The organism is Saccharomonospora iraqiensis subsp. iraqiensis (assembly GCF_000430445.1).
GTDB classification, from domain to species: domain Bacteria; phylum Actinomycetota; class Actinomycetes; order Mycobacteriales; family Pseudonocardiaceae; genus Saccharomonospora; species Saccharomonospora iraqiensis.
In genome coordinates this window covers 50,402-59,260 of sequence record NZ_KE387129.1, presented here as the reverse complement: position 1 = coordinate 59,260, position 8,859 = coordinate 50,402, and the positions used below count along the sequence as shown (strand labels likewise).

Here is an 8,859-nt window from a genome sequence, read left to right as displayed (position 1 = left end):
GCGGGCGCCGACTCCGGCGCGGTCCCGGTGTGTGGCGGGTTCGTCTCGTGTGCGGTGCTGCGGTGGCGCATGGGCTCGGCGCTGCCGTGCATCGAAACCTGCCCATCGTCGACGGTGCCTGGTGAGTCCTGGGAGACTCCGGAGTACACAGCGTATCTGGCTGTCGACCTCGGCTCCCAACGTACGCGGTCGGCGGCACCGGCGGCGGCATGAGCCGTCGCGGCGCCGGGTACGCCGAGGATACGGTGAGACGAGGAGGCGGCATGCCCTGGTTCGTGGTCGAGCAGCGGTACGTCCCGGAGAAGTACGCCGACGTGCGGCCCCGGCACCGGGAGTACCTGTCCACACTGGCCGAGCAGGGGGTGGTGGCGCTCGCCGGGCCGCTGGACGGCGACACCGGGGGGATGGCGCTGTACCAGGCCACCGACCGCGAACACCTGCAGAACATCATCGACGCCGATCCGTACTACGTCGAGGGTGCGGTCGCCGAGCGCACCGTGCGCGACTTCAAACCCGTGCTCGGCTCCTGGCTGCCCGCGTCGTCGGATTGAACCACCCGCACCGGTGCGGGTGGGGCGCGGTCACGTCCCGGCGCCGTCCGTGTCGTGCACGATCAGGCCGCGGATGTTCCGGCCCTCCCGCAGGTCCCGGTAGCCTTCGTTGACCTCGTCCAGGGTGTACCTCCGGGTGACGAGGTCGTCGAGGGCGAGGGCGCCGGAGTCGTGCAGCCGGAGCAGCTTGACGATGTCGTACTGCGGATTGCCCGACCCGAACAGCGTGCCCCTGATCGTCTTTTCGAACAGCGTGAGCACGCCGCCGGAGACGTGCACGGTGAGCTTCTCCACGTCGGCCAGTCCGGTGACCACGAGTGTGCCACCCTTGCCGATCGCGTCGAACGCGTCGGAGATCACCTGTTCGTCCACGACGCCGACCGTGACGAGCGCCTGGTCGGCCATCTGGCCCCGGGTCAGTTCCGCGATGGTCGCGGCGGCCTCGTCGGCGGTGGCGAAGGCGTGCGTGGCGCCGAACTTCAACGCCGTCTCCCGCTTGAACTCCACCGGGTCGACCGCGACCACGTACCGGGCACCGGCGTGCACGGCGCCCTGCACGGCGTTGATGCCGATACCGCCGATGCCGTAGACGACCGCGGTGTCGCCCGCGCGCACGCCGCCCGCGTAGTTGGCACTGCACCACCCCGTCGGGACCCCGCAGCCCACCAGGGCCGCGGTCTCCAGCGGCAGCCAGTCGTCGATCCGGACGACGGAGTGTTCCGAGACGGTGGCGCGCTCGGCGAACGTGCCGAGCATGCACATGGCCCCGAGGTCCGTACCGGCGTGGTGGAACCGGAAGGTCCCGTCCGGCAGGGAACCGTCGAGGATCGTGGCGCCCAGGTCACACAGGCTCGACCTGCCCGTGGCGCAGTAGCGGCAGTGCCCGCAGCTCGGGACGAAGCTGCACACGACGTGATCGCCCGGGGCGACCCGGGTGACCCCGGGCCCGACGTCCTCGATGACTCCCGCCCCCTCGTGGCCGCCCACGATCGGGAAGCGCGGGGTGAGTTCCCCGTCGACGAGGTGGAGGTCGGAGTGGCACAGCCCGGAGGCCGTGTACCGGATCAGGACCTCTCCGGGACCGGGACCGTCCAGATCGAGTTCCACGATCTCGAAGGGTGTGTGGGGGCCGAACAGAACCGCTGCCTTGGTCTTCATGCGCGCCTCCTTCGCGGGAGACAGCATGACATGCATCACACCGAAAACCCACCCCGCGAGTCACCACCCGCAGCACGCCGAGTCGCCACTCCAGGCCACCGAGTCGACGCCCCGGGCCGCCGAGTCGACGCCCCGGGCCGCCGAGTCGACCGGTCGGGGGCCCGGGGCGCCGTGCGTCAGTGCGTCAGTAGGTACCGCCGAGCTTGGAGTGGTCCCAGCTCACGATCCGGGTCGGGGTGAACACCAGGCCGATCCGTTTCGGCGCCTGGGCCGACACCACCTCAGCGAGCGCGTCCTCGTCGACCCCGGGTGTGTACCGGCGGGTGAGGCCGAGCCCCAGTTCGGTGACCGCCGCCGGGTCGGTGACCAACTCGACGTCACACTCCATCGAGACGCCGCGCAGCTCCTCGTAGCTGTCCCCGGATTCCACCAGCACCGTCGCGTGCGGGTCGCGGCGCAGGTTGGCGACCTTCTGCGACTTCCCGTACGTCCACGTCGCCACCCCCTCCCCGCGGGGGAAGTACCACAGCGGCGCCAGGTGCGGCCTGCCGTTGGGCCCCAGGGTCGCGACGTTGATCACCCGCTGCCCGGCGAGGTAGCTGCTGACCTCCTCCGGACTCATCCGGATCTGTTCGCGCCGTGACACGTCTCGCGCCTCCTGTCTCACGTCGTGACCGTGGGTGGTGCAGTGAAGGACTCCTTCACTGCACCACACGCAGGCAAGGACCCCTTCGCCGCGGCACACGCCGGGAAGGGGGCCTTCACGGCAACCCCCCGGGCGAGGGAACCGTCAGTCGGTGGTGGCGGCGCGGCCGGAGCGGCCGGTGACGGCCGCCTCGCGGGCGCCCCGGGCCTCGATGTCGGCGAGGGCCGCCGCGTCGGCCTTGGCGATCCGGCTCTTGACGCCGAGTTCGGTCAGCTTCGGCAGCACCGCGCGGAACAGCTTGACCGCACCGACCCAGCGGGGCACGTGGATGGTGCGCGCGCGTTTGTGGATGCCGGCCCGGATGGCGTCCAACGCCAGCTCCAGCGGGTAGGTCTTGCCCAGCGGCCCCGGGATGTTCGAGCGGAACTCGCCGAACACCGGGTGCGCGTCGGCGCTGTCCACCAGGTCGGTCTTGATCCAGCTCGGGTGCGCGACCCCGACCTTGACGCCGAGATGCGCCACCTCGCCGCGGAGGCTGTTGCAGAACGCCTCCACCCCGGCCTTCGCGGCCGAGTAGTTCGCCATGCCGGGCGCGTGCGCGATGGCCGCGAACGACGAGATCGCCAGCAGGTATCCGCCCCGTTCGATCACGTGCGGCAGGGTCACGCGGAACGTGCGCCAGACACCGAGCATGTCCACCTCGAACACCCGCTCGAAGGCGTCCCGGTCGACCGAGCGGACGAACCCGGTCGTGGCGATCCCCGCGTTGGCGACGACGATGTCGATCCCGCCGAAGTGCTCCACCACGCCGTCGACGGCCTTGCCCAGTGCGTCCCAGTCGGTGACGTCGGCCTCCCACGAGTGCGCGGCCGGGCCGATCTCCTCGGCGACCCTGCGCTGCTCCTCGGCCTCGATCCCGACGAGCGCCACCTTCGCCCCGTCAGCGGCGAGGCGGTGGGCCAGACCGGCCCCGATCCCGCGCGCCGCTCCGGTGATCAGTACGACCTTGTCCTGCACGTTCCTGCCGTTGCCACGCGCCACGCCTGCCTCCATCGCCGGGTCGGTCGCCATGTCGGACGGGCGTTAACTTACTCGAAGTAGCCTACTGAACGGTAGGCCCCGAGGGAATGCGATCAGTCGCGTTCGGTGTTGGGCTGAGGTATGACTCCGAAACTGGGCACAATCGGTATCTGGCGCTGGACCGGCGGCCTCGACGCCGAGCTGGCCGCCGAGGTGGAACGACTCGGCTACGGCACCATCTGGATCGGCGGCTCGCCGTCCGGCGACCTGGAGATCGTCGACACACTGCTCGACGCCACCGACCACATCACCGTCGCCACCGGGATCGTCAACATGTGGTCCGACGACGCCGCCACGGTCGCGCGCTCGTACCACCGCATCACGGCCAGACACCCGGGCCGGTTCCTGCTGGGTGTGGGCGTCGGACACCCGGAGGCGACCCAGCAGTACCGCAAGCCCTACGAGACGATCGTGTCCTACCTCGACGAACTGGACGAGGCGGGCGTCCCGGTGGGCGACCGGGCACTGGCCGCGCTGGGGCCGAAGGTGCTCGAGCTCTCCGCCGAGCGCACGGCCGCCGCGCACCCGTACCTGACCACACCCGGACACACCCGGTGGGCGCGCGAGATCCTCGGGGACCGGGTGCTGCTCGCGCCGGAGCAGAAGGTCGTGCTCGACACCGACCCCGAGCGGGCACGGGCGGCGGCACGCCCCGCCGTGAACAACCCGTACCTGAAGCTGCGCAACTACGTGAACAACCTCCGCAGGCTCGGCTGGGCGGACGAGGAGATCGCCGACGGCGGCAGCGACCGGCTGATCGACGAGCTCGCCGTCCACGGTGACGCCGAGGCCCTGGCGCAGGGGGTGCGGGCCCACCTCGACGCGGGCGCCGATCACGTGTGCATCCAGGCGCTGCCGATGGACGCCGACCCGCTGCCCACCTACCGGGCCGTCGCCGGGGCCCTGAACCTCACGGGCTGAACCCCACCCGCCCCCGAACCCAAACGGCCCCGGACCCACGGCCGGGACCGCACGGGCCGGAGACTCCCCGCGCCGGACCGCGGGTGACCGGGACCCGGTCGGGATCACACCCCGGGTCACGGCCACCCGCGTCCGTGGGGCCGTCCTCGTAGGATGCGGGGCAGGGACCCCGTCCCGGCCACCACGCGCGCCCGCGTGGTGTCGCCGGCGGCCGGTACGCCGGAAGAAGGGTCCGCCCAAGCGCCCGCATCCGAGGAGGACATCGATGCCCATCGCGACCCCCGAGGTCTACGCCGAGATGCTGGACCGGGCCAAGGCGAACGAGTTCGCGTACCCGGCCATCAACGTGACCTCGTCCGAGACGCTCAACGCGGCACTGCGTGGTTTCGCCGAGGCGGAGAGTGACGGCATTATCCAGTTCTCCACCGGTGGCGCCGAGTTCGCGTCGGGCCAGAAGGTGAAGGACATGGTGACCGGGGCGACCGCGCTCGCCGAGTTCGCCCACGTCGTCGCCGAGAAGTACCCGGTCAACATCGCCCTGCACACCGACCACTGCCCCAAGGACAAGCTGGACGGCTTCGTCAACCCGCTGATCGAGATCTCGAAGGAGCGGGTCGCCAACGGGAAGAACCCGCTGTTCCAGTCGCACATGTGGGACGGCTCGGCGATCGACCTCGACGAGAACCTCAAGATCGCCTCCGACCTGCTGGACCGCGCCGCCGCCGCGAAGATCATCCTGGAGGTGGAGATCGGCGTCGTCGGCGGTGAGGAGGACGGGGTCTCCAACGAGATCAACGAGAAGCTCTACACCGCCGAGGGCGACTACCTCAAGACCGTGGACGCCCTCGGGGCCGGGGAGAAGGGGCGCTACCTGCTCGCCGCGACCTTCGGCAACGTGCACGGCTCCTACAAGCCCGGTGCGGTGCAGCTGCGTCCGGACGTGCTCCGGCGGGGGCAGCGGGTCGCCGCCGAGAAGCTGGGCATGGACCCCGACGCGAAGCCGTTCGAGCTCGTCTTCCACGGTGGTTCCGGCTCGCTGCTGGAGGAGATCCACGAGGCGGTCTCCTACGGCGTGGTGAAGATGAACGTGGACACCGACACGCAGTACGCGTTCACCCGGCCGATCGCCGACCACATGTTCCGCAACTACGACGGCGTGCTCAAGGTCGACGGCGAGGTCGGCAACAAGAAGACCTACGACCCGCGCAGCTACCTCAAGGTGGCCGAGGGCTCGATGGCCGACCGCGTGGTCGAGGCCGCGCAGAGCCTGAAGTCGGCGGGGAAGAAGCTCTGAGGCTTCCTCCGCCCGTCCTCCGCGTCCGGGCCGGTCCGGTGTCGCCGCCGTGGGTGGCGGTGCCGGGTCGGCCCGTCGTGTCCGGTCTCCGTGCCGCAGAATGGCACCCATGACGCACGGCAATCTCCTCGAACCCGACGCCACCCGACTGCCCGAGCGGCCCGACGCGGAGGCCGCGATGGACTCCGGGACGGATCCGGCGGAGGTCGCCGCCGAGTATCCCGACTTCAGCGAGGCGTGGGCGGCGCTCGCCGAGCGCGCCCTGGCCGGGGACGAGCACGTCGCGGCCTACGCCTACGCCCGCACCGGGTACCACCGCGGTCTGGACCAGCTGCGCCGGGCGGGATGGAAGGGCTTCGGTCCGGTCCCGTGGGCGCACCGCCCGAACCAGGGGTTCCTGCGGGCGACCGCCACGTTGGCCAAGGCGGCGGGACGGATCGGCGAGAACGACGAGTACGACCGCTGCGCGCAGCTCATCACCGATTCCGACCCGGCCGCGGCCGAGGCGACCGGCCTGTCCTGACGCGGTCGGTTCGGCACGTCGGTGCGACGGGTCGCGCTGCCGGCCCGTCGCACCGACGGGTGCTCAGCAGGTGGCGAGCACGTCCTCCAGTGCGGACTTCTCCTCCTGCTCGACGGTGAGCTCCCAGGTGTGCTTGACGTCGATCCACAGCGCGGCGTACTCGCAGTGGTAGGACTCCAGCGGCGGCAGCCACTCCTCGGGGCCGCGGTCGCCCTTGGACTGATTGACGTTGTCGGTCACCGCGAGCAGGTTGACCCCGTCGAGGTCGTTGGCGAAGCTCTCCCGCCGGTCGGTGCTCCACTCGTCGGCCCCGGTGCGCCAGGCCTCGGCGAGCGGCACGATGTGGTCGACGTCGAGATCGGACGGATCGGTCCAGGTCTCCCCGTCGAACGGGCTCTCCCAGCTGCCCGAGGTGGGGTAGCAGTCCTCACCGGTCTCGACGTCGGTGCCGTCCCGTTCGAGTACGACCTCGCGGGTGTCGCAGTTGTCGCCCTGGCTGCTCCAGTGCGGGAACTCCTCCCGGTCGTACCCGTCGAGGGTGCCTTCCTCCTCGACGGTCAGCTCGGCGAGCCGGGCACGGGCGGTCTCCTCGTCGACGTCGCCACCGGAGGGGGCGGGATCGGCCTCCTGGCTCGACGGCGCGGTGGACGAGGAGGTCGAGCCGAAGTCCTCGGTCGAGATCCCGAGGTCCTCCGCCGCCGAGCACGCCCCCACCACGGCGGTGACACCGAGAGTGGCGATGATGATACGGAAAGTACGCGAAATGGACACGTCCCGACTGTGACCGACCGGTCGCTCCCGATCAACACCATCGGGTGACAACCGGCCGGATGAGACGAAGATCGCGTGGCCCCCGTGGCCCCGGGCGGCGGCGCCGGGGCCACGGGGCCGGACCGGCCCGGGGTCAGCGCAGACGGTCGCAGTTGTCCGGGGCGGATTCACCGGCGAACCGGTCACCGATCCAGGACACGGCCTCCGGGTAGGCACGCAGCATGCCGCCGACATGGCTGGGGACCGCCGAGGTGGTCATCCGCACGGTCGCGCCCCGCGCGCACCAGTCCGCCGCCATCTGCCTGCCCTGCGCGTACGGGACGATGTCGTCGAGCACGCTGTGCACCACCAGGGTCGGCACCTCGGGGGCGCGCTCGCCCAGCTTCTGCTCGGCGACCCGGGAGGCGTAGGGCTCCTCGTCCAGGTAGTCGGTCAGCGGCCTGCCGTCCTCGGTCAACGTCTCCGACCGGGTGAAGGCGTGCGCGATCAGCGCCTCGCCGGTGCACTGCTCGGCGACCTCGGCGAGCATCGCCTCCCCCTCGGCGTTGAGCACCGAACGGACGTCGATGTCGTCGTAGGCGGCGTCCAGCGACAGCAGCGAGTACCCGAGGAACGCCGCGGCGTAGTGGCCGTCCAGGCCGGGCGCCACCTCGGCGAGGTCCGCGGGCGGGGCGCCCGCGTAGGCACCCTTGACGTCCAGCTCCGGCGCGTACGACGGATGCAGCTCCGCGGCCGACGCGGAGGCGCCGCCGCCCTGCGAGTACCCGGCCAGCGCGACCGGGCCGTCGTCCGGTACGTCCACCTCGGGCAGCCGCTGCGCGGCACGGACCGCGTCCAGCACGGCGTGCCCCTCGGAGGCGCTGTTGACGTAGGTGTGCGTGCGGGGTGTGCCCAGCCCCTCGTAGTCGGTGACCACCACCGCGTACCCCTGTTCGAGCAGGCCGGTGACGAACGGCCCCTCGTACTCCATCCCCAGTTCCAGCTTCTTCGACGGGGCGCAGTCGTCGCCGACCCCCTGGGTGCCCGGCGCGTACCCGATGAGCGGACGCTCGCCCGCGCCGCTCCACGCGGTGTCCGGCACCAGCACCGTCCCGGTCACCGCCACCGGGGCGCCGTGGGTGTCGGTGCTGCGGTACATGATCCGGTAGGAGTCGCCCGCGAACTCGATCAGGCCCGCCGGGTCGAGGTGGAACGCGGACGGTTCCGCCCGGATGACGTCGCCGTTCGCGCCCGGCGGCAGGGGTGCGGGGGGTGTGTAGAAGTCTCCGGCGTCCGCGGCCTGCGCGAGGCTCGTTCCGGTGGTGAGAACGGCCGCGCCGGTGGTCAGGGCGAGCAACGCCGCCAGGGATCGGCGGGTCCGGCCCGGTGGTCGCATGGGCGCTCCAGGGTGGTCTCGACAACACTGTCCGGACCGGATTCTCGTGCGACAACGGCCGTTGTCAAAGAGTCGGGGGGAAATTGTGGACGGAACGACGAGATGAGCGGACGCTTTTCGGTCCGCACCTATGAGGAAAATCTCCCACCGCGGAGCCGGGTGGGCGCGAGGCGCCGACCGATCACCGCACCAGCCGGAGGTCGGAGGTGTGGCGGTACCAGGTCCACCCGGTCATCGACCGCGGATGCGGCACCCCGTCCGAGACCGGGACGACCGGGTCGCACGCGATCTGGAACGCCCTGCCGGTGTGTCGCGTGCGGCGGCGCACCAGCCTGCCCCGGGTCACCGTGACGACCAGCCCGTCCTCACCCGCGTGCACCTCGACCGACCGGGACGGCCCGTGCAGGGCCACCGTGTCGTCGCAGTACGCCCGCCCCCGGACCCGCGGCAGCACCCCGCTGCCGACGAGGACGCCGCCCGCGTCGTTGCGGATCAGCGGTACGGGCCGGTCCACGCCGCCGCGGGCGCGTTCGAGTGCGG

General features: G+C 71.4%; 9 protein-coding genes and 1 pseudogene. 4 read left to right on the top strand and 6 right to left on the bottom strand.

The genetic code is table 11. From position 1 onward, the window contains the following. The first annotated feature begins 263 nt into the window (after positions 1–263). Complete coding sequence (locus tag ACTIR_RS0119365) at positions 264–551, top strand: YciI family protein (protein ID WP_026455512.1); 288 nt, start codon at positions 264–266, stop codon at positions 549–551. Positions 552–581: 30 nt separating this feature from the next. Here the strand turns inward: ACTIR_RS0119365 and ACTIR_RS0119360 are convergent, their stop codons facing one another. The 3 genes from ACTIR_RS0119360 to ACTIR_RS0119350 form a co-directional block, all read right to left on the bottom strand. After that, positions 582–1,709 carry an NDMA-dependent alcohol dehydrogenase gene (locus ACTIR_RS0119360; protein ID WP_026455511.1) on the bottom strand — a complete coding sequence of 376 codons (1,128 nt, stop codon included), beginning with the start codon at positions 1,707–1,709 and terminating at the stop codon, positions 582–584. Positions 1,710–1,893: 184 nt separating this feature from the next. Next, on the bottom strand, positions 1,894–2,355 hold the full coding sequence (locus ACTIR_RS0119355) for a pyridoxamine 5'-phosphate oxidase family protein (RefSeq protein WP_026455510.1): 462 nt from the start codon (positions 2,353–2,355) through the stop codon (positions 1,894–1,896). A 144-nt stretch (positions 2,356–2,499) separates the two neighbouring features. Then, positions 2,500–3,426 (bottom strand): SDR family oxidoreductase, encoded by a 927-nt coding sequence (locus ACTIR_RS0119350; RefSeq protein ID WP_052583959.1) that lies wholly within the window; start codon positions 3,424–3,426, stop codon positions 2,500–2,502. Positions 3,427–3,516: 90 nt separating this feature from the next. Here ACTIR_RS0119350 and ACTIR_RS0119345 point away from each other — a divergent pair, with 90 nt between their 5' ends. The 3 genes from ACTIR_RS0119345 to ACTIR_RS0119335 all read left to right on the top strand — a co-directional run bounded on the left by ACTIR_RS0119345 (position 3,517) and on the right by ACTIR_RS0119335 (position 6,173). Continuing rightward, the gene (locus ACTIR_RS0119345) at positions 3,517–4,356 is read left to right on the top strand and encodes an LLM class F420-dependent oxidoreductase (protein WP_026455508.1); all 840 of its coding nucleotides are present in this window, start codon (positions 3,517–3,519) and stop codon (positions 4,354–4,356) included. Between the two features lie 265 nt (positions 4,357–4,621). After that, positions 4,622–5,650, top strand: a complete 1,029-nt coding sequence (fbaA, locus tag ACTIR_RS0119340; RefSeq protein WP_026455507.1) for a class II fructose-bisphosphate aldolase — start codon at positions 4,622–4,624, stop codon at positions 5,648–5,650. 109 nt (positions 5,651–5,759) lie between these two features. Further along, positions 5,760–6,173, top strand: a complete 414-nt coding sequence (locus ACTIR_RS0119335; RefSeq protein WP_007024533.1) for a DUF3151 domain-containing protein — start codon at positions 5,760–5,762, stop codon at positions 6,171–6,173. A 63-nt stretch (positions 6,174–6,236) separates the two neighbouring features. Here the strand turns inward: ACTIR_RS0119335 and ACTIR_RS0119330 are convergent, their stop codons facing one another. The 3 genes and pseudogenes from ACTIR_RS0119330 to ACTIR_RS24435 all read right to left on the bottom strand — a co-directional run. Further along, positions 6,237–6,944 carry an HNH endonuclease family protein gene (locus tag ACTIR_RS0119330; RefSeq protein WP_026455506.1) on the bottom strand — a complete coding sequence of 236 codons (708 nt, stop codon included), beginning with the start codon at positions 6,942–6,944 and terminating at the stop codon, positions 6,237–6,239. 133 nt (positions 6,945–7,077) lie between these two features. Beyond that, entirely contained in the window at positions 7,078–8,319 is a 1,242-nt protein-coding gene (locus tag ACTIR_RS0119325; RefSeq protein ID WP_026455505.1) for a lipase family protein, read from the bottom strand. 181 nt (positions 8,320–8,500) lie between these two features. Then, positions 8,501–8,859: pseudogene (locus tag ACTIR_RS24435) on the bottom strand (hypothetical protein); the annotation flags it as partial.

What these genes read in the sequence shown, in the direction of transcription:
- ACTIR_RS0119365 (WP_026455512.1), top strand. Translation starts at nt 264, where the DNA reads ATGCCCTGGTTCGTGGTCGAGCAGCGGTACGTCCCGGAGAAGTACGCC.
- ACTIR_RS0119360 (WP_026455511.1), bottom strand. Translation starts at nt 1,709, where the DNA reads ATGAAGACCAAGGCAGCGGTTCTGTTCGGCCCCCACACACCCTTCGAG.
- ACTIR_RS0119350 (WP_052583959.1), bottom strand. Translation starts at nt 3,426, where the DNA reads ATGGCGACCGACCCGGCGATGGAGGCAGGCGTGGCGCGTGGCAACGGC.
- ACTIR_RS0119345 (WP_026455508.1), top strand. Translation starts at nt 3,517, where the DNA reads ATGACTCCGAAACTGGGCACAATCGGTATCTGGCGCTGGACCGGCGGC.
- fbaA (WP_026455507.1), top strand. Translation starts at nt 4,622, where the DNA reads ATGCCCATCGCGACCCCCGAGGTCTACGCCGAGATGCTGGACCGGGCC.
- ACTIR_RS0119335 (WP_007024533.1), top strand. Translation starts at nt 5,760, where the DNA reads ATGACGCACGGCAATCTCCTCGAACCCGACGCCACCCGACTGCCCGAG.
- ACTIR_RS0119325 (WP_026455505.1), bottom strand. Translation starts at nt 8,319, where the DNA reads ATGCGACCACCGGGCCGGACCCGCCGATCCCTGGCGGCGTTGCTCGCC.